The 25,449-nt window shown below is 61.6% G+C and carries 25 protein-coding genes and 3 pseudogenes; 17 read left to right on the top strand and 11 right to left on the bottom strand.

The genetic code is table 11. The annotated features are described in order from the left end of the window. Positions 1 to 70: 70 nt before the first annotated feature. From AB7I51_RS09680 to AB7I51_RS09645, 8 genes are all read left to right on the top strand, one after another. The gene (locus AB7I51_RS09680; protein WP_428404046.1) at positions 71 to 619 is read left to right on the top strand and encodes a DUF3124 domain-containing protein; all 549 of its coding nucleotides are present in this window, start codon (positions 71 to 73) and stop codon (positions 617 to 619) included. Continuing rightward, positions 616 to 1,764 (top strand): DNA replication/repair protein RecF, encoded by a 1,149-nt coding sequence (gene recF / locus AB7I51_RS09675; RefSeq protein WP_428404045.1) that lies wholly within the window; start codon positions 616 to 618, stop codon positions 1,762 to 1,764. The genes AB7I51_RS09680 and recF overlap by 4 nt, the downstream gene beginning before the upstream one ends. A gap of 84 nt (positions 1,765 to 1,848) precedes the next feature. After that, entirely contained in the window at positions 1,849 to 3,648 is a 1,800-nt protein-coding gene (gene recQ, locus AB7I51_RS09670) for a DNA helicase RecQ (protein ID WP_428404044.1), read from the top strand. Between the two features lie 422 nt (positions 3,649 to 4,070). Continuing rightward, the gene (gyrB, locus tag AB7I51_RS09665) at positions 4,071 to 6,503 is read left to right on the top strand and encodes a DNA topoisomerase (ATP-hydrolyzing) subunit B (RefSeq protein ID WP_428404043.1); all 2,433 of its coding nucleotides are present in this window, start codon (positions 4,071 to 4,073) and stop codon (positions 6,501 to 6,503) included. A 286-nt stretch (positions 6,504 to 6,789) separates the two neighbouring features. After that, positions 6,790 to 7,050, top strand: coding sequence for a type II toxin-antitoxin system ParD family antitoxin (locus tag AB7I51_RS09660; protein ID WP_428404042.1), 261 nt, complete (start codon positions 6,790 to 6,792; stop codon positions 7,048 to 7,050). 22 nt (positions 7,051 to 7,072) lie between these two features. Then, complete coding sequence (gene glyA / locus AB7I51_RS09655) at positions 7,073 to 8,335, top strand: serine hydroxymethyltransferase (RefSeq protein WP_428404041.1); 1,263 nt, start codon at positions 7,073 to 7,075, stop codon at positions 8,333 to 8,335. 7 nt (positions 8,336 to 8,342) lie between these two features. Further along, positions 8,343 to 8,645, top strand: coding sequence for a (2Fe-2S) ferredoxin domain-containing protein (locus AB7I51_RS09650; protein ID WP_428404040.1), 303 nt, complete (start codon positions 8,343 to 8,345; stop codon positions 8,643 to 8,645). Between the two features lie 106 nt (positions 8,646 to 8,751). Next, complete coding sequence (locus AB7I51_RS09645; RefSeq protein ID WP_428404039.1) at positions 8,752 to 8,997, top strand: hypothetical protein; 246 nt, start codon at positions 8,752 to 8,754, stop codon at positions 8,995 to 8,997. Positions 8,998 to 9,029: 32 nt separating this feature from the next. On the opposite strand, the gene AB7I51_RS09640 is transcribed toward AB7I51_RS09645, so the two are convergent. Both AB7I51_RS09640 and AB7I51_RS09635 read right to left on the bottom strand, forming a co-directional pair. Beyond that, complete coding sequence (locus AB7I51_RS09640; protein WP_428404065.1) at positions 9,030 to 12,305, bottom strand: efflux RND transporter permease subunit; 3,276 nt, start codon at positions 12,303 to 12,305, stop codon at positions 9,030 to 9,032. Positions 12,306 to 12,435: 130 nt separating this feature from the next. Next, the gene (locus AB7I51_RS09635) at positions 12,436 to 13,638 is read right to left on the bottom strand and encodes an efflux RND transporter periplasmic adaptor subunit (protein WP_428404038.1); all 1,203 of its coding nucleotides are present in this window, start codon (positions 13,636 to 13,638) and stop codon (positions 12,436 to 12,438) included. A gap of 309 nt (positions 13,639 to 13,947) precedes the next feature. Here AB7I51_RS09635 and AB7I51_RS09630 point away from each other — a divergent pair, with 309 nt between their 5' ends. Beyond that, the gene (locus tag AB7I51_RS09630; protein WP_428404037.1) at positions 13,948 to 14,214 is read left to right on the top strand and encodes a hypothetical protein; all 267 of its coding nucleotides are present in this window, start codon (positions 13,948 to 13,950) and stop codon (positions 14,212 to 14,214) included. A 68-nt stretch (positions 14,215 to 14,282) separates the two neighbouring features. Here the strand turns inward: AB7I51_RS09630 and AB7I51_RS09625 are convergent, their stop codons facing one another. Both AB7I51_RS09625 and AB7I51_RS09620 read right to left on the bottom strand, forming a co-directional pair. Next, positions 14,283 to 14,966 (bottom strand): NrsF family protein, encoded by a 684-nt coding sequence (locus AB7I51_RS09625; protein ID WP_428404036.1) that lies wholly within the window; start codon positions 14,964 to 14,966, stop codon positions 14,283 to 14,285. Positions 14,967 to 14,970: 4 nt separating this feature from the next. After that, complete coding sequence (locus AB7I51_RS09620) at positions 14,971 to 15,636, bottom strand: sigma-70 family RNA polymerase sigma factor (RefSeq protein ID WP_428404035.1); 666 nt, start codon at positions 15,634 to 15,636, stop codon at positions 14,971 to 14,973. Between the two features lie 202 nt (positions 15,637 to 15,838). Here AB7I51_RS09620 and AB7I51_RS09615 point away from each other — a divergent pair, with 202 nt between their 5' ends. The 4 genes from AB7I51_RS09615 to AB7I51_RS09600 are packed head-to-tail and all read left to right on the top strand — an operon-like array spanning position 15,839 to position 18,342. Further along, a complete protein-coding gene (locus AB7I51_RS09615; protein WP_428404034.1) occupies positions 15,839 to 16,117 on the top strand; it encodes a DUF2282 domain-containing protein in 279 nt (92 codons plus the stop codon). 6 nt (positions 16,118 to 16,123) lie between these two features. Then, positions 16,124 to 17,035 carry a DUF692 domain-containing protein gene (locus AB7I51_RS09610; protein ID WP_428404033.1) on the top strand — a complete coding sequence of 304 codons (912 nt, stop codon included), beginning with the start codon at positions 16,124 to 16,126 and terminating at the stop codon, positions 17,033 to 17,035. Beyond that, positions 17,032 to 17,805, top strand: a complete 774-nt coding sequence (locus AB7I51_RS09605; protein WP_428404032.1) for a DNA-binding domain-containing protein — start codon at positions 17,032 to 17,034, stop codon at positions 17,803 to 17,805. The genes AB7I51_RS09610 and AB7I51_RS09605 overlap by 4 nt, the downstream gene beginning before the upstream one ends. Before the next feature lie 51 nt (positions 17,806 to 17,856). Continuing rightward, positions 17,857 to 18,342 carry a DoxX family protein gene (locus AB7I51_RS09600; protein ID WP_428404031.1) on the top strand — a complete coding sequence of 162 codons (486 nt, stop codon included), beginning with the start codon at positions 17,857 to 17,859 and terminating at the stop codon, positions 18,340 to 18,342. A gap of 55 nt (positions 18,343 to 18,397) precedes the next feature. Here the strand turns inward: AB7I51_RS09600 and AB7I51_RS09595 are convergent, their stop codons facing one another. The 4 genes from AB7I51_RS09595 to AB7I51_RS09580 form a co-directional block, all read right to left on the bottom strand. Then, entirely contained in the window at positions 18,398 to 18,532 is a 135-nt protein-coding gene (locus AB7I51_RS09595; RefSeq protein ID WP_428404030.1) for a hypothetical protein, read from the bottom strand. 143 nt (positions 18,533 to 18,675) lie between these two features. Further along, the gene (locus AB7I51_RS09590; RefSeq protein ID WP_428404029.1) at positions 18,676 to 18,879 is read right to left on the bottom strand and encodes a hypothetical protein; all 204 of its coding nucleotides are present in this window, start codon (positions 18,877 to 18,879) and stop codon (positions 18,676 to 18,678) included. A 296-nt stretch (positions 18,880 to 19,175) separates the two neighbouring features. Next, complete coding sequence (locus AB7I51_RS09585) at positions 19,176 to 19,388, bottom strand: cold-shock protein (protein WP_428404028.1); 213 nt, start codon at positions 19,386 to 19,388, stop codon at positions 19,176 to 19,178. Positions 19,389 to 19,639: 251 nt separating this feature from the next. Further along, positions 19,640 to 20,284, bottom strand: coding sequence for a TetR/AcrR family transcriptional regulator (locus tag AB7I51_RS09580; RefSeq protein WP_428404027.1), 645 nt, complete (start codon positions 20,282 to 20,284; stop codon positions 19,640 to 19,642). A gap of 71 nt (positions 20,285 to 20,355) precedes the next feature. On the opposite strand from AB7I51_RS09580, the gene AB7I51_RS09575 reads away from it, so the two are divergent. Further along, entirely contained in the window at positions 20,356 to 21,225 is an 870-nt protein-coding gene (locus tag AB7I51_RS09575) for an aldo/keto reductase family oxidoreductase (RefSeq protein WP_428404026.1), read from the top strand. 63 nt (positions 21,226 to 21,288) lie between these two features. On the opposite strand, the gene AB7I51_RS09570 is transcribed toward AB7I51_RS09575, so the two are convergent. The 3 genes and pseudogenes from AB7I51_RS09570 to AB7I51_RS09560 all read right to left on the bottom strand — a co-directional run. After that, positions 21,289 to 21,594: a hypothetical protein gene (locus AB7I51_RS09570; RefSeq protein WP_428404025.1), complete on the bottom strand. Its 306-nt coding sequence runs from the start codon at positions 21,592 to 21,594 to the stop codon at positions 21,289 to 21,291. Positions 21,595 to 21,606: 12 nt separating this feature from the next. After that, positions 21,607 to 22,170, bottom strand: coding sequence for a hypothetical protein (locus tag AB7I51_RS09565; RefSeq protein ID WP_428404024.1), 564 nt, complete (start codon positions 22,168 to 22,170; stop codon positions 21,607 to 21,609). A 131-nt stretch (positions 22,171 to 22,301) separates the two neighbouring features. Continuing rightward, a pseudogene (locus AB7I51_RS09560) lies at positions 22,302 to 22,721 on the bottom strand (ISL3 family transposase); the annotation flags it as partial. A 236-nt stretch (positions 22,722 to 22,957) separates the two neighbouring features. On the opposite strand from AB7I51_RS09560, the pseudogene AB7I51_RS09555 reads away from it, so the two are divergent. From AB7I51_RS09555 to AB7I51_RS09545, 3 genes and pseudogenes are all read left to right on the top strand, one after another. Continuing rightward, positions 22,958 to 23,338, top strand: a pseudogene (locus tag AB7I51_RS09555) (transposase); the annotation flags it as partial. A gap of 37 nt (positions 23,339 to 23,375) precedes the next feature. Continuing rightward, positions 23,376 to 24,082 (top strand): annotated as a pseudogene (locus tag AB7I51_RS09550) (IS701 family transposase); the annotation flags it as partial. A 175-nt stretch (positions 24,083 to 24,257) separates the two neighbouring features. Next, positions 24,258 to 25,202 carry a DUF707 domain-containing protein gene (locus AB7I51_RS09545; protein WP_428404023.1) on the top strand — a complete coding sequence of 315 codons (945 nt, stop codon included), beginning with the start codon at positions 24,258 to 24,260 and terminating at the stop codon, positions 25,200 to 25,202. Positions 25,203 to 25,449 lie beyond the last annotated feature (247 nt).

Genomic DNA, 25,449 nt, shown 5'->3' with positions numbered 1-25,449 from the left:
TCGATTACACCTTTGGCCAAGCGATGGTAGTGTGCGCCGTCGCCGGCCTATGTCACATCGAAAGGAAAAGATGCGCGCACCGCCGCTAAGCCCTGCCCTGCCGCTGCTTGCGCTTGTTCTGGCATGGAGCGTTTTCGCAACGGAGTGCGCGGCTCGGTCGCCGCTGCCCGCCGCTCAGCCCGTCGTCATCGGCCCCGACGCCACGACATCCGCCCCGCAGGAGAAGCTCGCCGTCCACGGACGCACCTTCATTCCGCTGCATTCGACGCTTCTCGGGCAAGGCGGCGTGACCCGGCTGAACTTCTCAGGCGCGCTGTCGATTCACAACGCCTCGGCGACCAATGTTCTCGCGATTGAAAAGGTCGAATACCGCAACGGCGCGGGTCAGCTGATCGAAAGCTACCTCAATAATCCCGTCTATTTGAAGCCCTACGCCTCACTGCAGGTCCTGATCGCGCAAGACGACGTTCGCGGCGGAACAGGCGCCAGTTTTACGGTCGATTGGTCGACTGTCGAAGGCGCGGACGAACCCTTGATCGAAGCGATCATGACAGCCTTCACCGGACCCCACAGCTACGCCATTCTCTCGCCGGGCCGCCGCGTTTCCCGACCGCAATGACCGCTCGCGCGATAGCGCCGCGCGTCCGCCGCCTGACGCTTGCCGATTTCCGCTCCTATGCGATGCTCGACTGCCGCATCGAGTCCGCGATGATCGCGCTCTTTGGCGAAAATGGCGCTGGCAAGACCAATCTATTGGAAGCGCTGTCGCTGTTCTCGCCCGGCCGCGGCCTGCGGCGCACGGAACTCGCCGAATGCGCGAGACGGGCCGGCGCCGGCGGTTTCGCCGCGTCGATCGAAGTCGAGACCGAAGGCGCGACGACGCAGCTCGGACACGGACTCACGGTTGAGGGCGAACGCGTTTTTCGAGTCGATCGCGCGCCGGCCAGTTCTGCGCGCGCTTTCGCCGACCATTTGCGGGTTCTGTGGCTCACGCCGGCGATGGACGGACTGTTCTCCGGTCCGGCGGGCGACCGTCGTCGGTTTCTGGATCGGCTGGCGCTCGGCGTCGACGCCGAACATGGCGCGCGCGCCAACCGGCTGGAGCGCGCGCTGCGCAATCGCAATCGGCTGCTCGAAGAATCAGTCGCCGATCGCCGCTGGCTCGACGCCGCGGAGCGCGAGATCGCCGCGCTCGGCGTCGCCGTGGCCGCCGCGCGACGCGAGACCGTATCAAGGCTCGCTGCGCTGATCGCGGCCGGACGCGACGACGAGTCGCCCTTCCCCTGGGCGGATGTGACGATCGAGGGAGAATTGGAGCGGCGTCTGGCGGAGGGGCCGGCGCTCGCCGTCGAGGAATGGTATCGCGACGAACTCGCGGCCTCGCGGCGCCGCGACGCCGCCGCCGGACGCACGCTGATCGGTCCGCAGGCGAGCGACCTCGCCGTTCGTCATGGCCCCAAGAACGAAGCGGCGCGCGCCTGCTCGACCGGCGAGCAGAAGGCCCTGCTAATGGGGCTCACGCTGGCGCACGCCCGCCTCGTCGCCGCGATGACCGGCCAGGCGCCGCTGGTGCTGCTCGACGAAGTCGCCGCCCATTTCGACGCCAAGCGCCGCGAGGCCCTGTTTCACGAGCTCGAAACGCTGGGCGGGCAAATATGGATGACCGGCGCTGACCCGCTGCTGTTTGCTTCCTTGCCGGGACGCGCGCAGATATTGCGAGTAACGCCGGGGAAAGTGGAAGAAGCCTCGCCCTCGCCCCGCTGAGCATGGAAGCTCTGGCGGCTCGGCTCGACCTCCGGTTCGCCTTTTGGATCGCCGCGCCGACCTCGCCCATGCTATCCCGCCGCCATGGCCATGCTTCCTCCGCAGGCGCGCGCGCTGCTCAAATCCGTTTTTGGCTATGACGACTTTCGCCCGGGTCAGGCGGAGATCGTCGCCGCCGTGCTCCAAGGCGGTCCGGTGCTCGCGGTCATGCCGACGGGCAGCGGCAAATCCATGTGCTATCAGCTCCCGGCGATCATCGACGACGCGCTCACGGTGGTCGTCTCGCCGCTCATCGCGCTGATGCGCGATCAGGTGCGGCAGATGCGGGCGCTCGGCATTGCGGCGGCGACGCTCAACTCCATGAATGACGCGCAGGAAAATGACGAAGCCCGCCGCGCCATGCGCGAAGGCGCGTTGCGACTGCTCTATGTCTCGCCAGAGCGGCTGATGATGGACGGGCTCATCGCCGATTTGCGCCGCGCGGGGTCGCGTCGCCTCGCCATCGACGAAGCCCATTGCGTTTCCGAATGGGGCCATGATTTCCGTCCCGAATATCGCGAGATCGGCCGCGCCGCCGAGGCGCTCGGCGACATCCAGGTCATCGGCCTCACCGCCACGGCCGACGCCGCGACGCGCGACGACATTGCGCGACGCCTTTTCGCGGTGCCGCCGCAAGTGTTTCTGCACAGTTTCGACAGGCCGAACATCGCGCTCAATTTCGAGCTCAAGGACCAGCCGAAACGCCAGCTCTCGCACTTTCTCGAAAAACACAAAGGCGAGAGCGGCATCGTCTACTGTTCCTCACGCAAGCGTACCGAAGACCTCGCTTCCTACTTTCAAGAGCATGGCTATGACGCGCTCGCCTATCATGCGGGGATGGATCAGACGGCGCGCAATCGCAATGGCGATCGCTTCCTGCGCGAGGACGGCGTCATCGCCGTCGCGACCATCGCCTTCGGGATGGGCGTCAACAAGCCGGACGTTCGCTTCGTCGCACACGCCGACATGCCGTCATCCGTCGAAAGCTATTATCAGGAGATCGGCCGCGCCGGCCGCGACGGTCTGCCCGCCGATACGCTCACTCTCTATTCGCTCGACGACATGGCGTTCCGCCGCCGCCAGATCGACGAAAAACAGGTCGGCGAAGAGCGCCGCCGGATCGAGCACGAGCGCTTCTCCGCGCTGGCCATGCTGTGCGAGACGCCGAACTGCCGACGCCAGACGCTGCTGGCGTATTTCGCCGAAGAGGCGGCGCCCTGCGGACGTTGCGACGTCTGCCAGGGCAAGGTCGCGGTTGTCGACGGCGTCATCGCCGCGCAGAAGGCGCTCTCCGCCGTCTATCGCACCGGCCAGCGTTTCGGCGCCGGGCATATCGCCGACGTGCTAAGGGGCGAAGCGAGCGACGCGGTGCGCCGGCATGGCCATGACGCGATCAAGACCTTCGGCGTCGGAAAGGAATTCTCCAAATCGCAATGGTCGTCGATCATGCGTCAGCTCTTCGCCACCGGCGCGCTGCGGACCGCGAGCGCGGAACATGGCGGTTTCGCTCTGACCCCAAAGGGCGAGAAAATTCTTATGGGCCGCGAGACGATCGTGCTGCGCGGCGATCCGTTGACGCGTCGCGAACGCCGCCAAAAAGCCGCCGCCAGTCTCGACGAGACGACGGATCGCATTCTTGCGGCCCTGAAGCGCAGGCGGCGCGAACTCGCTCAGGAGGAAGGCGTGCCGGCCTATGTCATCTTTGCCGACCGCACGCTGATCGACATGGCGGAGAAACGGCCGGCCACGCTCGACGACATGCTTGCGGTGCATGGCGTCGGAGAAAGGAAAATCGCGCGTTACGGCGACGCCTTTCTGGAGGCGCTGGCGGAGGCGCTGCGTTAGCTCACTTTCCCGCGCCGAGGCATAATCCTGGCCGGGAAGCCGGCGCTGGCCCGCCGCCCGACGGAAAGGCGGCGAAGCCGCCGGAAATCGCAGCAGCGGGTTCGGGTGAAGGATTGTTTTCCTCACCCTCAGCCTGAGGAGGCCTCGCAAGTCGCGTTTACCCGACTTGCGAATTTAATGTCAATCTCGGGCAGGCCCGAGATCGAAAAGGCCGTCTCGAAGGACGAGGGTGAGGAAAACATACGCGAACGCGGGCTTCCTCGTCCTTCGAGACGCGTGCCGCGCACGCTCCTCAGGATGAGGAAGCCCTTCACCCGATCTCCCTGGAAATCGCAGTTATTTCCGTGCATTTTGCACCCGTTCCGGGGTAAAATCGGCCTTCTCGAATCGAGGGTCGTCCGACCCCCTCACGAACAGGCCAAATGAGCGACGAAAACCAACGGAACGGCCCCGCGGAATATAGCGCGGAGTCCATCAGAGTGCTGCGCGGGCTCGACGCCGTCCGCAAGCGTCCCGGCATGTATATCGGCGACACCGATGACGGTACCGGCCTCCACCACATGGTCTATGAGGTCGTCGACAACGCCATCGACGAGGCGCTTGCCGGCCATGCGACCGACGTCGCCGTGACGCTCAACGCCGATGGCTCCTGCTCGGTCTATGATAATGGCCGCGGCATCCCGACCGACATTCACCACGAGGAAGGCGTGTCGGCGGCCGAAGTCATCATGACGCAGCTCCACGCCGGCGGAAAATTCGACCAGAACTCCTATAAGGTTTCCGGCGGCCTGCACGGCGTCGGCGTCTCCGTCGTCAATGCGCTGTCGGTATGGCTGAAATTGCGCATCTGGCGCGGCGGCGAGGAACATTTCATGGAGTTCGCCAATGGCGACGCGGTCGCGCCGCTCGCCGTCGTCGGCGACGCGCCCGTCGTCGATGGCGCCCCGAAGCGCGGCACCGAGGTGACCTTTCTGCCCTCGCCCGCGACATTTTCGATGACCGAGTTCGACTATGCGACGATCGAGCATCGCCTGCGCGAACTCGCCTTTTTGAATTCCGGCGTGCGCATCGTTCTCACCGACGCGCGCCACGCCGAAGTCAAACGCGAGGAGCTTTACTACGAGGGCGGGTTAGAGGCTTTCGTGCGCTGGCTGGACCGCGCCAAAACGCCGCTCGTCTCGGCGCCGATTCTCATCCACGGCCAGCGCGATCAGATCAGCGTCGAGGTCGCGCTGTGGTGGAACGACAGCTATCACGAGAATGTTCTGGCCTTCACCAACAATATTCCGCAGCGCGACGGCGGCACGCATCTCGCGGGCTTTCGCGCCGCGCTGACCCGTCAGATCACCGGCTACGCCGAATCCTCGGGCCTCGCCAAACGCGAGAAAGTCGATCTCACCGGCGACGACTGCCGCGAGGGCTTGACCTGCGTTCTGTCGATCAAGGCGCCGGACCCGAAATTCTCCTCGCAGACCAAGGATAAGCTCGTCTCCTCGGAGGTGCGTCCGGCGGTCGAGAATGTCGTCAACGAAATGCTCGGCCAATGGCTCGAGGAACATCCGGGCGAAGCCAAGAACGTCGTCTCCAAGGTCGTCGAAGCGGCGGCGGCGCGCGAAGCGGCGCGCAAGGCGCGCGAACTCACCCGCCGCAAGGGCGCGCTCGACGTCGCCAATCTTCCCGGCAAGCTCGCCGACTGCCAGGAGCGCGATCCGGCGAAATCCGAACTCTTCATCGTCGAGGGCGACTCGGCCGGCGGCACGGCGAAGCAGGGCCGCAATCGCGAATTCCAGGCCGTCTTGCCACTCCGCGGCAAGATCTTGAACGTCGAACGGGCGCGTTTCGACAAGATGCTGTCGTCGGAACAGATCGGCACGCTGATCACCGCGCTCGGCACTGGCGTCGGCCGCGACGAGTTCAACGCCGACAAGCTGCGCTATCACAAGATCATCATCATGACCGACGCCGACGTCGACGGCGCCCATATCCGCACGCTGATCCTGACCTTCTTCTATCGGCAGATGCCTGAATTGATCGATCGCGGACATGTTTTTATCGCCCAGGCGCCGCTCTACAAGGTGACGCGCGGCAAGTCGACGCAATATTTGAAAGACGAGCGCGCGCTTGAGGACTATCTCATCGAAAGCCTGCTCGACGGCGCAGTGCTGCGCGCGGGCTCGGAAGATCGCGCCGGCGCCGATCTGCGCACAGTTCTCGAAGAGGCGCGCGCCTTCCGCAATGTGATGCTGAGTCTCCATTCGCGCTACGACCGCGCCGTCGTCGAACAGGCGGCGATGGCCGGCGATCTGACGCCGCATGACGACGAAGCGGCGGCGAAGCGCTACGCCGACGAAATCGCCCGGCGCCTCGACGCCATTTCGGAAGAGACCGAGCGCGGCTGGTCAGGCGAGATTCGCGACGGCGGTTATGTCTTCAAGCGCACGCTTCGCGGCGTGACGCAGGTGGTGACGCTCGACGCTTCGCTCTTGAATTCGAGCGAGGCGCGCAAGCTGCATGAGCGCGCCGAAAGCCTGCGCGAGATTTTCGCCGGGCCGGCGACCCTGATCCGGCGCGGCGACGAGGCGCCGCTCTCCGGCCCACTCGCGCTTTACGAGGCGATGAACACGATCGGCCGCAAGGGCCTGACGATTCAGCGCTACAAGGGGCTCGGCGAAATGAACGCCGACCAGCTCTGGGAGACCACGCTCGACCGCGACGCGCGTTCGCTGTTGCAAGTGAAGGTGAAGGAAGCCGCCGAAGCCGACGACATTTTCGTGAAGCTGATGGGCGACGTGGTGGAGCCGCGACGGGAGTTCATCCAGGAGAATGCGCTGAGCGTCGCGAATTTGGATGTGTGACGGAACCGTGCCCCGAAACGTTGGCGATGCGCCGCGACATGCGGCTCGGAGCCAAACATTAGGCGGGAACAATTCGTGATTCGGCTGTCGTTCCCGACGCGTGAAGTGCAATCGGGAATCCAGAGCAAAACCAGCATTGTTGAATCGGCTCTGGATTCCGGGTCAGGCCTTCGGCCTGCCGGGAATGACACGGCCCAAGCGAACGGATCGGGCGCGAAAACCGCAGCCTGTTGCAACGAGCGGCGCGCCAACTATGATTTGCGCAAAGCTCTTGGAGCGCATCGCCATGGCCGCAAATATTTCCCTCGGCAACCTCGAAGAAGTCATCGACCGGCTCGTTGCTTCCGGCCGTTACGGCTCGAAAATCGAGGTTATCCGTGAAGGCGTTCGCCTCGTCGAAGAGCGCGAGCGCAAGCTCGCCGCACTCGACGCCGCCATTGAACGCGGGATCGCCGACGTCGCAGCGGGACGAGTAACGCCCGCCGACGTCGTATTCGACCGCCTCACTGCAAAATACCAGCACATGGCGGAATCGTATCGACGATGATTGTCGTTTTTCCGCGAGACTGATGACGCCAGCCCTTCACGCCGGCCATTTGAACCTCGGCCTCTCCTCCGATTCCGAGCTCGCCGAGGCGATCGTCGGCGAAGCCCGCCGTCAGCAGGATTGCATCGAGCTCATCGCGTCCGAAAACATCGTCTCGCGGCTGGTGCTCGAGGCGCAGGGGTCGATCCTCACCAATAAGACCGTCGAGGGCCTTCCTTATGCGCGCTATTACGGCGGCGCTGAGTTCGCCGATGCGATCGAGGCGCTCGCGGTCGAACGCGCGAAGAAGCTGTTCAACTGCCATTTTGCCAATGTACAGCCACATTCCGGCTCCAACGCCAACGCCGCGGTGTTTCTGGGCCTGTTAAAGCTCGGCGATACGATCCTGTCGATGAATGTCGCAGCGGGCGGCCATATCAGCCACGGCCATCCCGCGACGCTTACCGGACGCGATTACAGGATCGTCACCTATGGCGTCAGCCGCGAGACCGAATGCATCGATCTCGATGAAGTGCGCGATCTGACGCACGGCGTGCGCCCACGCATGATTATCGCCGGCGGCTCCGCCTATCCGCGCGCCATCGACTTCGCGAGCCTACGCGCCATCGCCGATGAGGTCGGCGCCTATCTTCTCGTCGACATGGCGCATGTCGCCGGCCTTGTCGCGACGGGACTCTATCCCGACCCCCTGCCCCATGCGCATGTCGTAACGACCACGACCTATAAATCGCTGCGCGGCGCGCGCGGCGGCATGGTGTTGTGGAACGACGAAAGTTTCAGCAACCGGATCAACGCCGGCGTTTTTCCTGGCGTGCAAGGCTCGGTGCTGCTGCATGGCGTCGCGGGGAAAGCGGCCTGCCTCGGCGAGGCGCTGCGGCCGGAGTTCGTCGCCTATAATCGCGCGGTGATCGACAACGCGCGGGCGTTGGCGCGCGCTTTAGCAGATGCGGGCCTGCGCATCGTCACAGGCGGCACGGATTCCGGCCTGATGCTTGTCGATCTCGCTGCACGCAACGTCACCGGCGATATCGCCGCCAAGGCGCTGGAACACGCCGGCCTCGCCGTCAACAAGAACATGATCCCCTTCGACACGCGTCCGCCCGAAGCGCCTTCGGGCTTGCGCCTTTCGAGCAACGCCGGTACGACGCGCGGCTTCGGCGTCGCGGAGTTCCAACGGATCGCGCAATGGATCGACAGCGTGCTGAAAAATCCCCACGATGACTCGACGATCGCGGCCATTCGCAAAGACGTCGCGGCGCTTTGCGCCAAACATCCGATCTATTGAGGCGGTCGTGAGTCCTTTGCCCGTGCGTCTCCTCGTCTGCGTCGGACCGCGCTGCGACGCCGAGGGAAAAGGCCGCGCGCTACTCGCGTCCGTCCAGCAATGTCTTTCGCAAGCCTATTCGCAGGAGCTTGCTTCCGGCCGTCTCGCGATTGCGACGCGCGACTGCCTGCGCCTCTGCACGCGCGATCCCGTCGTGCGCTTCGAACCGTCAGGCGACGCCCTGTCCGACCCCTCGCTCGACGAATTGTTGCGGCTCACGCGCGCTGCGCTTGCCGACCAAGACCTCGCGCTATCGCCAAGTTATGATTAACAAAAAAAGCGTCGCTCCCGAAGTTAAACACCCTTTGCTTTTCTTAAGGAACAGTTCTACGCTAAGTCTTGCGCATAATCAGATCGATAGGCGTGAAAGGAACAACATGCGTAAACTCATTTCGTTTTCGCTTCTCTTGACGCTCGCCGCATCGCCCGCCGCAGCTCAGGGCACCGCTCAGGAACGTTCGGACTGCATGGGCGACGCATTAAGATATTGCAGCGCCGACATTCCATTCGTCGAAGAGATCGAATCCTGTCTGGAGGAGAACATGGCGCGGCTCAGCCCCCCCTGCCGGCGTGAGTTCGCTTCCACGAACGGAACGAAGCTGCGCCCGGAACATTTCCAGTAATCCTATAGAGCGCGGCGCGCGCCGCGCTTCACTCACTGCAGTCTGCGCCGAAATGCGTCGAGCCATCTCCTTAGCTGGCCGAGGTCGATTTTCTTCGCCTCGTGAAGGCCGATGTCATGCGCGAAACTTTCGGCTGGTCCGGCTGACGGCGCAGCGCTTCGCATAAAACTCGCGGGCAAATGCCGCGCCAAAATGCGCACGACGACATAGAAGGTCGGCGTGAAGATCAGGCCGAACAGCGTAACGCCAAGCATGCCGAAGAATACGGCCGTGCCGATCGACTGACGCATTTCGGCGCCGGCGCCCGTGGCGACGGCGAGCGGCAGCACGCCGAGGATGAAGGCGAGCGAGGTCATCAGGATCGGCCGCAGGCGCGTGCGCGCGGCGGTGACGGCGGCCTCGAATCTGGATTGGCCAGCCTCTTCCGCCTGCTTGGCGAATTCGACAATGAGAATGGCGTTCTTCGCGGCGAGGCCGATCAGCACCACGAGCCCGATCTCGACCAATATGTTGCGATCGAGCCCCCGCGAGACCACGCCGAGCATCGCGGCGAGAATGCACATCGGCACGATGAGAATGACCGAAACCGGCAGCAGCAGGCTCTCATAGAGCGCGGCGAGCAGAAGAAACACAAAAACCACCGCGAGGCCGAACGCCAGAACCGCTGTGTGGCCGGCAAGCTTTTCCTGCAAGGCGATTTCGGTCCATTCGAAGCCGAATCCCTGCGGCAGCTTCTCCGCCGCGAGCTTCTCGACTGCTGCGATGCCCTGGCCTGACGAAACGCCATGGGCGAGATTGAGCTGCACCTCGGCTGCCGGATAGAGATTGTAACGCGGCACGCGGAATGCGCCCGTCGTGTCGCGGAAGGTGGCGACGGCGCCGATCGGCGCCATCTCGCCGGAGGCGCTGCGCGTCTTGAGATTGGCGATGTCGCGCAGCGTCATGCGATACGGGTCGTCGGCCTGCGCCATGACGCGGTAGGTGCGGCCGAGCATGTTGAAGTCGTTGACGAAGGTCGAGCCGAGATAGACCGAGAGCGTCTCGAAGACGCGGGAGATGGGCACGCCGATGAGTTCGGCCTTCGTGCGGTCGATGTCGGCGAAGATTTGCGGCGTGCGCGTGTTGAACAGCGTAAACGCCTGGGTAAAGTCTCCCGACTGTCCGGCCGCGCCGGCGAGCGTCCAAGTCGCGCCTTCGAGCGCCGGAAGGCCGCGCCCGGCGCGATCCTGCACATAGCCCTTCAGGCCGCCGCCGGTGCCGATTCCGGGAACCGACGCGGGCAGCAGCACAAAGGCGAAGGCGTCGGTCAGCTTCGACAGTTCGGCGTAGAGATCGCCTTGAATCTGCGCGGCCGACAAGCCCTTCCTTGCGCGCTCCTCGAAGGACTCCAGCGTGACGAAAATCACGCCGGTGTTTGGCGCATTGGTGAAGGTCGCGCCGTCGAAGCCGCTGAAAACGACGGCGTCCTTCACGCCCTCGCGCTTCAAAATGATGTCGGTCGCTGTGCGCATGACCTTGTCGGTGCGATCGAGAGTCGCGCCGGGCGGCAATTGGAAAGCGGCGATCACATAACCGCGGTCGAGTTGCGGAATGAGCCCTGTCGGAGTTCGACGCAACAGATCGAAGGCGAAAAAGATCAGGATCGCATAGATGGCGAGCATGACGACGCCGAGCCGGACGAGACGGCCCGTCGCCGCGCCATAGGTCGTCGACAGCCGATCGAATCCGGCGTTGAAGGCGTCAAAGAAGCGGCGTAGCGGCGCATGCGCCCAGGTAAGCCGATGGTGGACGCTCGCTTCCACGTCATGCGGCTTCAGCAAGATTGACGCGAGCGCCGGCGACAGGGTCAGCGACACGAAGGCCGAGATGATCGTCGCGCTCGCAATGGTGATCGCGAACTGTTTATAGAAGGCGCCCTGGAGCCCGCTGATGAAGGCGGTCGGGATGAAGACGCCGCAGAGCACCAGCGCGATAGCGATCAGCGCGCCGCCGACTTCGTCCATGGTTTTGTGGGCGGCTTCTTTCGGGGAAAGTCCCTGGGCGAGATAGCGCTCGACATTTTCCACGACGACAATCGCGTCGTCGACGACGATGCCGATGGCAAGCACCAGGCCGAAGAGCGACAGCGTGTTGAAGCTCAGACCCGCGGCCTTCATCACCGCAAAGCTGCCAATCAGCGAAACCGGGATCGCGGCGACCGGAATGATCGCCGCGCGCCAAGTCTGCAGGAAAAGGATGACGACCAAGACGACGAGGACGATCGCCTCGAGGAGCGTATGGACCACTTCATCCACCGACTGCTGAATGAATTCGGTCGGATTATAGATGACCGTATAGTCAACGCCGGCGGGAAAATTCTTTTTGAGCCGCTCCATTTCCTGCTTGATCGATTCAGCGGTCTGCAAGGCGTTCGAGCCGGGGCGCTGAAAAATGCCGAGCGCGGTGGCGACGTCGTGGTTCAAATAGGCGTTGAGGGTGTAGTCCTGGGCGCCGAATTCGATCCGCGCCACATCGCGCAGATGAATTTCGCCGTCGGCGTCGGCGCGGATGACGATGTCGCCGAATTGCTCCGGCGTGCTGAGCCGTCCGAGAGTCTGGACAGAAAGCTGAAAGGCGCCGGCCGAAGCGGCGGGCGGCTGATTGACCGCGCCGGCGGCGACCTGCAGATTGGCGGCGCGCAGAGCGGCGATCACGTCGCCCGCCGTCAGATCGCGCGCTTCGACTTTCGCCGGATCGAGCCAAACGCGCATCGAATAGTCTCTTGCGCCAAACAGGCGCGCGTCGCCGACGCCGTCTATTCGAGAGATGGCGTCCTTCACATAAAGCGTCGCATAGTTTGAAATATATTGCTGGTCGCGCGAGCCGTCGGGCGACAGCAGATGCACGACCATCATGAGGTCCGGCGAGGCCTTCTTCACCACGACGCCAAAGCGCGTCACCTCCTCCGGCAGGCGCGGATTGGCGATCGCGACGCGGTTCTGGACCAGCACTTGGGCAATGTCGATATTGACGCCGGGCTTGAACACGACGTCGATCGACAAGCGTCCGTCGCCCGTCGATTGCGACGTGATGTAGAGCATGTCGTCGACGCCATTGACCTCCTGCTCGATTGGCGAGGCCACCGTTTCGGCGATCACATCCGCCGAGGCGCCGGGATAGGTCGCGCTGATATTTACCGTCGGCGGCGCGATTTCCGGATATTCGGAAACGGGTAGCGCGCCCTGCGCGATCGCTCCCGCGAGCGTTAGAAGCACGGACAGCACCGCCGCGAAGATCGGCCGCTCGATGAAGAAATGCGAGATGCGCATAAGGTTCCTGGTCATAGATCACGCTGAATTTGGGCGGAATCGCCCAAATGCGGCGTGATCGATTCTAATGGTTTAGAGCGCGCTCAATGCGAAAAACCGGTTCCCACTTTTTCGCAACGCGCTCCAGTGACTAACGGTCGCCGACCGCGACGGGCGCTTCCTTGATCTCGCCTTCCTTGGGCTGCACAGTCGCCCCCGGCCGCACCATCGGATTCGCCAGCCCGCCGATCACGATCCGATCCTTGGCGTCGAGACCTGATTCGATGACGCGCAGGCCCATTTGAATGGGGCCGAGAGTCACCGACTTGGCGACGACCTTGTTGTCGTTAGAGATGACAAGCACGGTCTTGCTTGTCTGGTCGGAGACGACGGCGGCGTCCGGAATGAGCAACGCCGAGACGTCGCCGCCGAACAGCCGCAGGTGTCCAAATGTGCCGGGCGTGAGGAAGTAGTCCTTGTTATCGAAGATCGCTCGCCCGCGGATTGTGCCGGAGCGTCGGTTGATCTGATTGTCGACGAAGTCCATGACGCCGCTGCGCGTCCATTCCTTCTCGTCGGCAAGCCGCACGGAAACGCGGTTCTTCAACTCGCCCGATTTATCCTTGCGCCGCTCCGCCGCGCGCGCATAGCGAATGTAATCGGCCTCCGAAGCGTCGAAAATGAAGTGAATGGGATCAAGCGTCACGATCGTCGTCAGCAGGGTCGCTCCCGCCTGTCCGCCTTGAACGAGATTGCCCGGATCGACGCGACGATCGGACACGCGACCGGATATCGGCGCGCGAACTTGAGTCCACTCTAAATTGAGCTCGGCGTTGCGGAGCGCAGCTTCGGCGCTCAGGACTTGCGCCTTGGCGATCTCATTGCTCGCTCTGCGCTGATCGACATCGCGCGCGGTAATGGTGCGGCCTTGCGTCATTTCCTTCGCGCGCGCGAAATCACGAGAGGACATCGCGGCCTGCGCCTGCGCCCGCGCGAGATCCGCTTGAGCGCTGTCGACCGCGATCTGATACGGCCGCTGATCGATGACGAACAGAACGTCGCCAGCCTTGACGAACTGTCCGTCGGTGAAATTGATCTTCTCCAGCGCGCCGGAAACGCGCGCGCGGACTTCGACCTGCTTTAGCGCCTCGAAACGACCCGTATATTCGTCCCAGCGCGGAATCGTCCTGGCGAGAGGACGGGAAACGACGACTTCAGGGATCGGACCTGCCGCGCGCGCGCCTACTGGCGAAGCGAAAAGCAGCAACGCCACGAACATCTTAAGAAATGCGTCGGCAGCTCTCCAGTGACCGCCGCCGCCACAGCGCGCGGTCACAAAAGCCAGCACCGTCATCTCACCTCCCGCTTGAAACTGCGCATTGGACCGACCGTCCTTGACCGGCGCATTACATCAGACGACCTAAGGGCGGCGCCACTCGAATGCAATTCGCGTATCGCTGTTTTAATCGGCGCCTGCCTGATTGATGAATGACAAATTTTTAATGGCGGCGGTGCCGATCCCAGACATGTTCCCCCCATGGCGCGGAAGAGGCCGCATGTCTTGCGCCGTAACCTTATTCGCTGCGGCGACGAATAGCGTCGGCAGGTTCCCCATGGAGCCTGGAGCGCTCCTCCTGTGAGCGTGATTTGCAAGGAGATGGAAATGAACGCCAAAATCGTTTCGGGCGCCTCTATGGCCGCCGCCGCGGTCGCCCTGGTTCTGAGCGGCGCCGCGACGTCGCCGGCGCTCGCCAAAAAAATAAGCAAGTCTGTCCATTGCAGCGGAATCAATTCATGCAAGGGGACGAGCGCCTGTAAGACCGCGAATAATGCCTGCAAGGGCATGAATTCCTGCAAGGGACAGGGGTGGTTGCCGGAAAAATCGGCAAAGGCCTGCGAGGCGAAGGGCGGCACGGTCGCTGAAATGTGAGCCAAGCGGCGCGGACGGATGGGTTTCCTGCGCCGCTCCGCGCCGCCTTCCGATCTATGGACCGCGAGTCAGCGGCGATGCGCCTGAAAAGAAGCGATTAACGCATCGCGCATGGTCCAGTGCAGGAGAACCCGGCCGAAAAGCGATGCGATTCCCGTCAGCAGGACAACCGAGCCGAACTGCCAGATACAAACCGACACCGCAGCATCCTGGCGGAAAGACAGACGCAGCGCCGCCGCCGCCAAGGCCGTCGATGCGAGCGCGGCAAGACCGATCGTCACGAATGGCGCAATCGGCGCGCCGCGCCTGACCATCGAAAGAATGAGAAGCGCCGCCGGTATGCTGATGCCGAGAATGGTCGGCAGGCAGTAGATGTCCGAATGCGACAGGAGACCGGCCACGCCAAAGGCGTCGATATCCCTCCAGCAGCCGACGGCGAGAGCGCCCACCCAGACAAGTAGAAAAACGCCGGCGGCGAACCGCTCCCAGATCGGTCGCGCCGGACAGCCGGCGCTGAACGCGCCTGCCGCGGCCACGATGCTCGTCAGGAACGCGGCGGCCAATTCCGTCGCAAACTGCGGGTCGGCGATTTTCGCGAGAAAGTCAGGCCTGACGCCCATAACGGCCACCACGATGGCGACGTAACACAGCGAAACTGCGAACCAAACAAGCGCGCGACGCGCGGGATGCGCGAGCGGGCGCACCGGCGCGCAATTCTCCGCCAGGGTCTTGATCAACTCTTCATTCAACATTCGCCTAGCCATTTCGCTCCAGCGCCTGACGCATCGCTTTGATCGCCCTGTGGACCCCCACTTTCAGCGAGCCGACGCTCTTTCCGGTGACCTGAGCCGCTTCATCCAGCGAAAGACCCTGGAGCTTGATCAATTCGATCGCCTGCCGCTGGCCTGCCGGAAGGGTCGCCATGGCTCGGCTGAGAGCCTCCCGGTCGTCGCTGGCCTCCTGTTCGGATTTCGCGCTGTCATCATGAAAAGTTTCAGGCAAAACGTCGACCGTCGTTTCAGTGGCGCGGGCGTAACGACTTCGCGCGGCGTCGGCGACGCGGCGCGCGGCGATGGTCATGAGCCAGGGCGTAAAGGGACGCTGTCGGTCATAGGTCTGGCGCACGCTGTGAATCGAGACCAGGATTTCCTGAACGACATCTTCCGTATCATGCGCATTCGGCCATCGTCGCGTGACGAACCGGCGCAAAACAGGGAAGAGTTCAGAAAGGAGTTCCCCATAGGCGGCATGATCGCCGTCCTGCGACGACGCCATCAGCGCGCGCCAACGAATTTCCCGATCGTTCGACGTATCGCTCAATTCGCCCCTGTCGCTGCGAATCTGCTTGGCTCCGCTCTGACGCTCCGCAACCCGATCTCGGATCGAGCCGGCGCGCCAGTCGATGGCGCCAGTTCTAATCAATCAGGCGTCGGCGCGCCATCTTCCCTAACCTGCTTTTGGACTGTCCTGTCTCTAGCTTTTGGTTGTAACCTTTGGCGCCGTCGTGACGAATTGATCCTGAAGCGATGGCGGCGGTCTCGATAGACGCTCGAAAATCGTCCGATTTACAACCTATTGCCGGTTCTTGTGGCTAAACCTGACGGAAAGCTAAAGGGAGATCAGAATGTCAGACAAAAAGCTTCGCGCCGCCTTCGCGATCGCCGGCGCATTTGCCGCAGCCTGCTCTCTGGCCGAAACGGCAAAGGCCGCGAAATCCGAGGAAAAGTGCTTTGGCGTGTCCTTGAAGGGCAAGAATGACTGCGCCGCGGGACCGGGAACGAGCTGCGCCGGCACGTCGAAGACCGACTATCAGGGCAGCGCATGGAAATATGTTCCCAAGGGCACATGCACGTCCATCGTGACGCCCAAAGGCAAAGGAAGCCTCGAACCCATCGCGAATTAAGGCCGCATGGACACGCCTTACGCCCTCGAGCAAGGACGCACGCATGCGGCGTCCTTGCTGCCGGCTCGCGCGGGGGTGGGATTCAAGAACGTGCATTTCGCCGACATCGACGCTTCGGCCCCCGATATCGGCTTCTTCGAAATCCACGCCGAAAATTACATGGGCGCCGGAGGGCCGCCGCACGCGCAGCTCATGCGGTTGCGCCGGGACTTTCCTCTATCAATCCATGGCGTCGGCTTGTCGATCGGCGGCGCCGAGCGTCTCGACCGCGAGCACCTTCGCCGGGTGAAGTCTGTTGTCGATCGCTATGCGCCGGCCGCCTTCTCGGAACATCTCGCCTGGTCGACGCAGGGCGCGCGCTTTCTCAACGATCTGCTGCCTTTGCCCTATAGCGCGGCGACGTTGGCGCATGTCGACGCGCATGTCGACGAAATTCAGGAGACGCTCGGCAGGCCGATCTTGCTCGAAAATCCCGCCGCCTATCTGCGCTTCCAATCCTCGGACTATTCCGAGATCGACTTCCTGCGCGAGATTGTGCGCCGCACGGATTGCCGGCTGCTTCTCGACGTGACCAACGCCTATGTCAGCGCTACGAATCTCGCCTTTTCGGCTGACGATTACATCGACGCCTTTCCGATGAACTTTGTCGAGGAAATCCATCTCGCCGGCTATGCCGAGGACGCCGATGAGATCGGCGATCTTCTGCTGATCGACGCCCATTGCGCGCCGGTTCAGGAAGGGATTTGGCGTCTGTACGATCGCGCATTGGCTCGACGCGGGCCGGTCGCGACCCTGATCGAATGGGACAATGACATTCCGCCATGGCCGGTACTATCTGAACAAGCCACGCGCGCGGAGCGGTTCCTCCATAAAGACCGTTTGCCGTTGAACGCGACGCCAGATCGGATGCATTCATGACGGCGTCGGCTGACTTCGATCAACGCGCCTTTGTCCGTGCGTTGCTCGACCCCGAACTGCCAGCGCCGGACGGGCTCGAAGCACGCCACGGCCTTCCGCCGGAGCGACGCTTCGCCGTCTATCGCAACAATTTATGCGTTGGGCTGGTCGATGCGCTTGCGGAGCGCTTTCCGATTTGTCGGCAGTTGGTCGGAGAGGAGTTTTTTCGCGCCATGGCGCAGCGCTATCTGCGTGAATTCCTGCCGCGTACGCCGATGCTCTTCGAATATGGAGACGACTTTGCGACATTCGTCGCAAGCTTCGAGCCGGCGCGCGAAGTTCCTTATCTCTGCGATGTCGCGCGGCTCGAATATGCCGTCGGCCAAGCCTATCACGCCGAAAACGCCACGCCGTTGGCGATGGACGCGATCCGCGCCCTTCCGCTTGATCGGCTGGAGGACGCGACGGCGACCTTGCATCCCTCGACGCATGTCATCGCGTCGAAATATCCGATCGTTTCGATCTGGCGACGCCATATGTCTGATGAAGATCTGGGGCCGCTGGCGTTGGACCACGGCGAAGAGGCGCTCGTCGTCCGTCCCGAGCTGGCGATTAACGTAGCGGTTCTCCCGGCCGGCGGGGCGGCATTTGTGCATGCGCTCGAGGGCGGGAGAACATTCGATGAGGCCGTCGACGCCGCGACCGCCACAGCGGCGGATTTCGATCTGACGGCCTGCTTGCGGGAGCTTTTTGTGGCTGAAGCTTTCATAGCCATCAGCGTCCAGCGCTGAACGACAAATCGCGTCCTGGCGCGGCTCGATCATAGTGGAGCTTGAGGCGTTATGAATATCGTGACAACCGCTGCGCGCTGGGTGGATGCGATCCCCTATTCTCTGATCGCGCTATTTCTGCGGATCGTCGCCGCTCATCCTTTCTTCATTTCCGGCCAAACGAAGATCGAAGGACCGACGATCGGCGGCGAGATTTTCGGCCTCGATCTGTCGTTCCAAATCCCGACGTCGATCCGCGACTCGACCTTCGCCTTGTTTGCCGATGAATATAAGCTGCCGTTGATTTCGCCGACACTTGCTGCCTATGCGGCGAGCGCCATCGAATTCACCCTGCCGCTGTTGCTCTTTATCGGGCTCTTGACGCGCCTGTCGGCGTTCGGCCTTCTGATGATGACGATGGTCATCCAGATTTTCGTCTTTCCCGACGCATGGTGGACGGTCCATGCCTATTGGGCGGCGATTCTCATCGTGCTGATCGCGCGCGGTCCCGGCGCGATCTCCCTCGATTATCTACTGTTTCGGCGCCGGTCGGCCTGAAGGCCAATCTCCCTAAAACCGGCAGGCGCGCGGCGCACCGCCGGTGACCGTGGCCTCAGGGTTCGTCGACATAGACGACGGTGCCGGTCTGCTGGGGCGACGTATGCGCATGGGCGAGTCCGATGCCGACGCCGAAGAAGATGACCGATCCGATGATCGCTCCGACGATCGCGCTGCTGAACTTCGACATAATGTCCTCCTGTCGTTTGATGAAAGGACATTATCCGTCGCAAGCCTGAGCGGATGTGCGCCTCCGCACGCGTCGCAATTTTGCGTAAACGCGCCCTGCGCGAGCGCGTCGCCGGTCACTCTTCACGCGCGCGAAAATCTGTCTCAGCGACGCTCCAACCACACGCCAAGGATCGCCCCGCCGATGGCGCCAGCGACGGAGAACGTCGCTGCGGCAGGTAGTCCTGCAGCGGCGACGCCCAAACCTGCGGCAAGCGCCGCGCCGATTCCGGCGAAGGCGATGGGTGTCGTGCCCTCCACGTCAGAGGTCCTAGCGTGCGCTTTCGCGACCTTCCGAATCCTGGCCATCTTCCGATCCTCGCTTGCGCTCAGGCCTTTCGACTGACCGCTCGCAAGAGCAGATAGGACGCGACGCGCCAAAAAGGCGTGTCCGCCGACGCGGCACGCCTCATAATTTTTTAGCGATTTCGTGAGCTTAGCCGCGAGCCGCCGAGCGTATCGTCAAGCTGCCGGGCGCGATGGCGGCGCCTCTCTATGGGCCGACGGGGCACAATCTTTCCTGCCCGTCGCGATTTTTCTTCATCAGCTAAATGAGAAAGAGCGAAATCGCCCCCGACGGAAGGCCGCCAGGGGCGCAAAAATGGTCAGGCCGCGAGCTGCAACTGATCCGCCGACGATTTGCCGCTGCGCCTGTCGACGGCGATTTCGTAAGTAACTTTTTGGCCTTCGGCGAGGCCGGACAATCCGGCGCGTTCAACCGCGCTGATATGAACGAAAACGTCCGGGCCGCCGGACTCCGGCTGGATGAAGCCAAAGCCCTTTTGGGCGTTGAACCATTTTACGGTGCCTGTCTGCATGCCATGTCCTTTCAAGAACAAGTTTCTGCGCACGCACAAATTGCGCGGCGCTTGAGGATCGAAGTTCTGGAGAGGAAGTCAGGAGCCGACGCGCCAAGGGAGCGAAAGCAAGATCATTCGGCCGAAACTCGATAGGCGATACTTAGCCTGTATGGCCAAAAATACAAGCTGTGACGCGTGCACAGCAAAGGAACGCAGTTACGCCTGCCGACTGACGGGACATGACCACCGCGGCGTCGAAGCTGCGGCCGCTAAGCGATGGACTGCCTCATCTTCTGATGCGCTTGGAGATAGGCCGTCACAAGCACGACAAGTTCTCTTTGCAGCCGCGCTCTGAATTGCGCCGGTGCATCTTCTTTAAGCAAGGCTTGTACTGGTCCGACCATGGCGTTGAGCGCGATCGTGGCGACCATGGCGGGGTCGTCGAAACGCGCGTCTGGCGCGCTCGCCAGCATGACGGCGACCGCCGCCACGATGCGCGCGCGCATGCGCGCGGCGAGCGCGCCGCCGCCCCGCTCTTCCGCAACCGCATAGAGCGCCATCGCCTCCTTAGGGTTGCGAAGCTTGGCGTCAAGAAAAGAAAGGACGAAGGCTGAAGCCATCTGAGACAATGGCTTGCCCCGATGTTCCTGACAGACGCGCTCCACGGCGGCGGCGACGCCTTCCAAATGCTGCTCGAGGACGGCGGCGAGCAGCGCGTCGCGATTCGGAAAATATTGATAGAGGCTGCCGACCGATGCGCCCGCTCGCTCGGCGATACGAGTCGTCGTGCAGCGGCTCAGGCCCTCCCGGATCAAAACCTGAATCGCCGCGACGCGCAGCGTTTCGACGGTGACGACAGAGCGCGCCTGAACCGGTGATTTTCTGGGCTTTAGAGTTGCTGCGACGGCGCTCATGGAATGCGAATTCAGAAAGTGAAGGATGCTTCATATATTCGACTGGGCGACATGCAACAAGGACCCGCGCGATGACGACGACATTCACTCTCGGCGACCGCGCCGTGAATCGGCTCGGCTACGGCGCGATGCAGCTCGCTGGACCCGGCGTCTTTGGTCCGCCGAAGGATCATGATGCGGCGCTGGCTGTGCTGCGCGAAGCGGTCGCAGCCGGAGTGAACCATATCGACACCAGCGACTACTACGGCCCACATGTCACCAACCAGCTGATCCGCGAGGCGCTGCATCCCTATCCGGATGAGCTTGTCATCGTCACCAAGATCGGCGCGCGGCGCGGCCCGGACGGCTCATGGTTGCCAGCCTTCTCGCGTGAAGAACTCACGCAGGCCGTGCATGACAATCTGCGAAATCTTGGTCTCGATGCGCTCGATGTGGTCAATCTGCGAATCATGTTCAGCGTTCACGGCCCGGCGGAAGGCTCGATCGAAGCGCCGCTCGCCGCGCTCGCGGCGCTTCAGCGGCAAGGCTTGATCCGCCACATCGGGCTGAGCAATGTCACGCCCGCTCAGATCATAGAGGGACGCGATATCTGCGACATAGTCTGCGTGCAAAACCGCTACAATCTCGCGCACCGGACCGATGATTCCCTCATCGACGATCTCGCCCTCAACGGCATCGCCTATGTGCCCTTCTTTCCGCTTGGCGGATTCACGCCGTTGCAATCCTCGACCCTGTCCGATGTCGCGCGGCGCCTCGACGCGTCGCCGATGCAGGTCGCGCTCTCATGGCTGTTGCGTCGCGCGCCCAATATACTGGCGATCCCCGGCACGGCGTCGCTCGCGCATCTGCGAGAAAATCTCCTGGCGAGTGAACTCGATCTGCCGGACGAGGCGATGGCCACGCTCAACGGCGTTGAAGAAAACCTCGATTCGCCTGAATGAGCGATCGTTGATCTTGGTAGGATGCGACGGCGCTCCTCTTACCCTAGCCAGCCGCTAATGCTCTCAGCTTTCGCTGTTCGCTCGACGAAGGAAGAAATCTCTGTCGCCGACGATTAAGCCGATGGACAGGATCGACAGAAGGATGGTTTGAATTATTTTGCTGTCGGGATGAGTAGCGAACAATTCGTTGAAGCTCCCAGCGGTGACACGAAAAACGATCGCGATAAGAATATTTCTATGTGTCTTATAGTACAGCCAATTCATCAATATCACAAAGGGAACGAGGCTCAGCGAGAAGTTCAGGCTATATAGCAGTCCCGCCTCAGCCACGTTACTGTGGTAGTAGCCCTGAATAAATGACAGGGGCATGTACCAAAGCGCCTAATAGACCGCGAACAGCAAGGAGACGCTGAGGAGATTCATGCGATTGCGCAAACAATCGGCGCCATAGGAATGCCACGCCAACTCCTCGATCGTCGGCGCCAGAAAAAGCATGAACCAGCCGGGTAAGAGCCCTGCTGAAAAGGACGCTTTGCCAGCCAAATTGAATTGGTCTGCGCTGTAACCAAAAAGCAAAGAAATTGCCTGGGCGAGAACTATGCTCCCAAGCATGAGAAAGCACGTTAAGAACAGATAAACCGGCTGGACCGCTCTGAGAGTGAACACTCGGCGTTTGAGATCGTTGCGCAGATTCGGGTCCGGCCACATCATAGCGAATGCGATGAGCGCAGGAGCCGCCAGGCCGGCGACGAGCAGAAAGCTGACCGTCAAGCCAAGAAATTCATTGGTAGGCGTAATGTGACTAACGTAAGCGGCCGCAAACCAAAACGCCCACGGAATTGCCGTTGAAAGTCCATAGAAGATGACCGGATGGCGATAGTTTTCAATCTGGATTATCGGCGAGCCTTGCCGCTCGCGTTGCAGGGCGACCACGTCGTCTGTCATGCGGTAGTTCCCGAAAGATGTGATCGCAGACGTTTGCCGGCATCTTTTCCGGATAACTTCCGAATTCCCAACGCCTGACACAAAAGCTTAGCAAATTAGTGGTTCTTCCTCAATTCCTGTTGCGGCAGTCACTACGCAGGAAGCAGGCGCGCCCGGAGGAGTTCTGGTTCAGCTCGACCATACATCGTTCGTTTTAGCGCTTTCAAACGATTGATCTGTCCTTCCGTCTGGCCGTTGCTCCAAGGCTCAGTGATCGCATTTCTCACCGCGTCAATGTCTCTTTGCGCCGTGCGCGCGAAACGTTGCATCGCGTACAAGCCTGACTTCTGTGCGTCTTTCAGCCACGAGCCAAGTTTACCGACACTCTTGCTTTTGAGCATGCCCCTAAATCGCATGGCGAGTCGACGCATGGTGGCGAACTCTGGCCAATCCTTTTTCAGCGCATCGACTTTCGCAGCTTGATTGGCGGTCAGCATTCCCCGCGGCTTGATGCACAGCGCCGCAGCCACGATTGGCGATATCGAACGTCCCGTCGCGGGATCGACAGGTGGTGGATTCGGAATAGTCGTCGTAGCCTTCAAATTCATCGTCTTGCTTTTCGGATTGCGCCATTTCGCCAAAAGTCGCTCAAGGTTTGAAAAACTTCCTGTGTAACCGCGCGCTTTGATTTCCTGGAAAAGGCGACGGCCGCGCACGCAACCTTCTGACCTGCGACGTGATAGATAATCTTCGAAATGTCGCGGCGACGTCGTCTTAGGCGCCGAAGCGCTCCGTTCGAGAAGCGTATTTGCTCGAATCCATTTGGCGATCGTGCGGCGATCGAACTCCGTTTGTCCAAAAAGGGCAAGAAGCGCAGGCGCTCGGGCGTTCGCGCGGCGGCTTCACGACGAAAATCCACGCAAAATCGGATGCGTCGGGCGACATCATTGCTTCCGATCTGACCGGCAGCGAGGCTGCCGACGCGCCGCATTTCGAAATGCTGCTCGACATCGGCCCGGATATCCAGCCGCGCGCCGCTATCTGTGACAAGGGCTACGCCGGCAAAGCCAACCGCGCGGCGGCAAGAGCGCGCGGCATCGCTCCAGTCATCCCGCACAAGGCCAATGAGAAAGACAAACCAAAATTCTTCGCCAGGACGCTCTACAAATCCCGCGCCCGCATCGAACAGGGGATCGGGCGTATCAAACGCTTCAAGCGCGTCGCCCGACGGCTTGCTGTGCGAAGAGCGGCGCAAGACTGGTTGGATGCGGGCGGAGGCTGCGGGCGATCCGGGTCCGTGGCGACAACAGGCGATCCTCGGGCGTGCGCTGGGACGCGGACGCTTTGCGCGACATTGTCCGCGACTATGCGATGGAGACGCTCGCCGACAACGACGCGGTCCTCGTCGTCGATGAGACGGGCTTCCTGCAACAGGGCAAGGCGTCCTGCGGCGTCGCGCGTCAATATACGGGCTCTGCGGGCAAGATCACGAACTGCCAGATCGGCGTCTTCGCCTGCTATGTCGCAGAGCGCGGCCATGCCTTCATCGACCGCGAGCTTTATCTGCCGAAGAGCTGGACAGACGATAAAGCGCGCATGGCGAAAGCGCATGTGCCGCGAGAGCTGATCGACAGCGCCCATGGCGGCTTCGACCAAGCCGGCATTGGCTCTGGCCATGATCGAGCGCGCCATCGGCGCGAATGTTCCTTTCTCTTTCGTCGCCGCCGATACTGTCTACGGCGTCGGCGATTTCGAAATGGCGCTCCAGCGCGCCGGTAAAGGTTATGTGCTCGGCGTGAAGTCCAACGAGCCGTTTCATTCCTGGGACAAGCCGCAGCGCGTCGCCGGAACGGCGATGGCAATTGCCGACGGGCTGCCGGCTTCCGCATGGCGTCGACTGTCGGCAGGCGCTGGCGCGAAGGGCGAGCGCTTGCAGAGGCTGCCTCGTCAATGTGGGAAGAAAAGGCGCTTCGGTCTCGATCTTGTCGAGCTTGCAACATACTAAGACTGGAAGCACGCAAACCTCTTGCTCGAAGCGAAAAACCAAAGCAAACTGTCGTCAGACTAGAATTCAACTGGATGATATCGGCCACGGCGGAGCCCGCTCTATGGTTAGTCGTAATTTGGTCGTGATTAGGTGTGGTGAGCATTCGCTTCACTCGGAGTGGCTATCGGCTTCCCGGCATTGGGATCTGGCCGTCAGTTATTTCGGTGCCGACAACGAGCGTGAATTTCCAGAGGCTGTTCAGGTGCATAGGTACAAAGGCGGGAAATGGGACGGATTGCATGCGTATTTTCAAGATCATCCGGACACACTTAATCATTATGACTTTTTTTGGTTTCCCGACGACGACATAAGGGCCGATTCGGGCCAAATCGACACTCTATTTGAGTTAACAGCTAACCATGGTTTCGAACTAGCGCAGCCTAGTTTATCTGCAGATAGCTATCTGTCGCATTTGATCACTTTGAATAATCCATTATTTGAATATCGGCTGGTAAACTTCGTCGAACTGATGGTCCCCGTCTTTTCGCAATCTCTGTTGAAGAAGGTGCTACCGCTGTTCGAACACGCTCGAAGCGGTTTCGGTCTAGATTTTCTCTGGCACCGATTTACCAGTGAACCGAAGCATGTAGTCGCAATTGTCGATCTCGTAGAGGTCGTCCATACCCGTCCCGTGGGCGGGGCTCTCCACCGAATGATAGCGCTGGAAGGAATGGAAACGCCTCAACAGGAAAGGGATCGAATCCTGTCTGTTTGCGGCGATCTCACCAAAACACAGATGACTTTTGGAGGCAAACTACGTTGTGGATTGAAAGTACATGGCAGAATTTTCGCCAGCGCGATCGCTGCGGTTGGTTGGGCCCTCGATCCAACCAACCGGCGTCAGGTCGACACTGTTTTGGAAGCACGATACTTCCTGCATTGGATTCGTCGAGAGTTTTATTCGTCCTTATTCTGTCCGGCTCCGTTAGGGCGGATTGATCCGGCGGAGCACCTAGAAAATATGCTCGCTGACAGGCTTCCGGAAATGCAGGCCGCCCGAAGGTGACCTGACCTTTTTTGGCGATGTTATACTTGACATGCCCAGCCTCAAGATAAAGTGATAACCGTCTCCGCAACAGAGATGCGAACGATGGCGAGAAGCGTGCGCGAAACTACGCGGCTTATCCGTCATCCGTGAAGAACTCGCAAGGCGTTGACGTGACGAAGTTTTGAGACCTGCGGAAGTAATCGTTTCCGCAGGTTTTCGCTGCGCGGGATGCTGTTTGCTTGCAAATTGATCCGGCGCCGCTGTC

Source organism: Methylocystis sp., assembly GCF_050246715.1.
Lineage (GTDB): Bacteria > Pseudomonadota > Alphaproteobacteria > Rhizobiales > Beijerinckiaceae > Methylocystis.
This window is presented reverse-complemented; position numbering and strand designations above follow the sequence as displayed.

Bases quoted from the DNA above. Each gene is read 5' to 3' on its own strand.
- AB7I51_RS09660 (WP_428404042.1), top strand. From the start codon at position 6,790: ATGGCCGCAAATATTTCCCTCGGCAACCTCGAAGAAGTCATCGACCGG.
- AB7I51_RS09600 (WP_428404031.1), top strand. From the start codon at position 17,857: ATGAATATCGTGACAACCGCTGCGCGCTGGGTGGATGCGATCCCCTAT.
- AB7I51_RS09565 (WP_428404024.1), bottom strand. From the start codon at position 22,170: ATGACAGACGACGTGGTCGCCCTGCAACGCGAGCGGCAAGGCTCGCCG.
- AB7I51_RS09615 (WP_428404034.1), top strand. From the start codon at position 15,839: ATGTCAGACAAAAAGCTTCGCGCCGCCTTCGCGATCGCCGGCGCATTT.
- AB7I51_RS09610 (WP_428404033.1), top strand. From the start codon at position 16,124: ATGGACACGCCTTACGCCCTCGAGCAAGGACGCACGCATGCGGCGTCC.
- AB7I51_RS09635 (WP_428404038.1), bottom strand. From the start codon at position 13,638: ATGACGGTGCTGGCTTTTGTGACCGCGCGCTGTGGCGGCGGCGGTCAC.
- AB7I51_RS09580 (WP_428404027.1), bottom strand. From the start codon at position 20,284: ATGAGCGCCGTCGCAGCAACTCTAAAGCCCAGAAAATCACCGGTTCAG.
- recQ (WP_428404044.1), top strand. From the start codon at position 1,849: ATGGCCATGCTTCCTCCGCAGGCGCGCGCGCTGCTCAAATCCGTTTTT.
- AB7I51_RS09585 (WP_428404028.1), bottom strand. From the start codon at position 19,388: ATGCAGACAGGCACCGTAAAATGGTTCAACGCCCAAAAGGGCTTTGGC.
- AB7I51_RS09545 (WP_428404023.1), top strand. From the start codon at position 24,258: ATGGTTAGTCGTAATTTGGTCGTGATTAGGTGTGGTGAGCATTCGCTT.
- gyrB (WP_428404043.1), top strand. From the start codon at position 4,071: ATGAGCGACGAAAACCAACGGAACGGCCCCGCGGAATATAGCGCGGAG.
- glyA (WP_428404041.1), top strand. From the start codon at position 7,073: ATGACGCCAGCCCTTCACGCCGGCCATTTGAACCTCGGCCTCTCCTCC.
- AB7I51_RS09645 (WP_428404039.1), top strand. From the start codon at position 8,752: ATGCGTAAACTCATTTCGTTTTCGCTTCTCTTGACGCTCGCCGCATCG.
- AB7I51_RS09595 (WP_428404030.1), bottom strand. From the start codon at position 18,532: ATGTCGAAGTTCAGCAGCGCGATCGTCGGAGCGATCATCGGATCGGTC.
- recF (WP_428404045.1), top strand. From the start codon at position 616: ATGACCGCTCGCGCGATAGCGCCGCGCGTCCGCCGCCTGACGCTTGCC.
- AB7I51_RS09570 (WP_428404025.1), bottom strand. From the start codon at position 21,594: ATGCCCCTGTCATTTATTCAGGGCTACTACCACAGTAACGTGGCTGAG.
- AB7I51_RS09605 (WP_428404032.1), top strand. From the start codon at position 17,032: ATGACGGCGTCGGCTGACTTCGATCAACGCGCCTTTGTCCGTGCGTTG.
- AB7I51_RS09625 (WP_428404036.1), bottom strand. From the start codon at position 14,966: ATGTTGAATGAAGAGTTGATCAAGACCCTGGCGGAGAATTGCGCGCCG.
- AB7I51_RS09680 (WP_428404046.1), top strand. From the start codon at position 71: ATGCGCGCACCGCCGCTAAGCCCTGCCCTGCCGCTGCTTGCGCTTGTT.
- AB7I51_RS09630 (WP_428404037.1), top strand. From the start codon at position 13,948: ATGAACGCCAAAATCGTTTCGGGCGCCTCTATGGCCGCCGCCGCGGTC.
- AB7I51_RS09590 (WP_428404029.1), bottom strand. From the start codon at position 18,879: ATGGCCAGGATTCGGAAGGTCGCGAAAGCGCACGCTAGGACCTCTGAC.
- AB7I51_RS09640 (WP_428404065.1), bottom strand. From the start codon at position 12,305: ATGCGCATCTCGCATTTCTTCATCGAGCGGCCGATCTTCGCGGCGGTG.
- AB7I51_RS09575 (WP_428404026.1), top strand. From the start codon at position 20,356: ATGACGACGACATTCACTCTCGGCGACCGCGCCGTGAATCGGCTCGGC.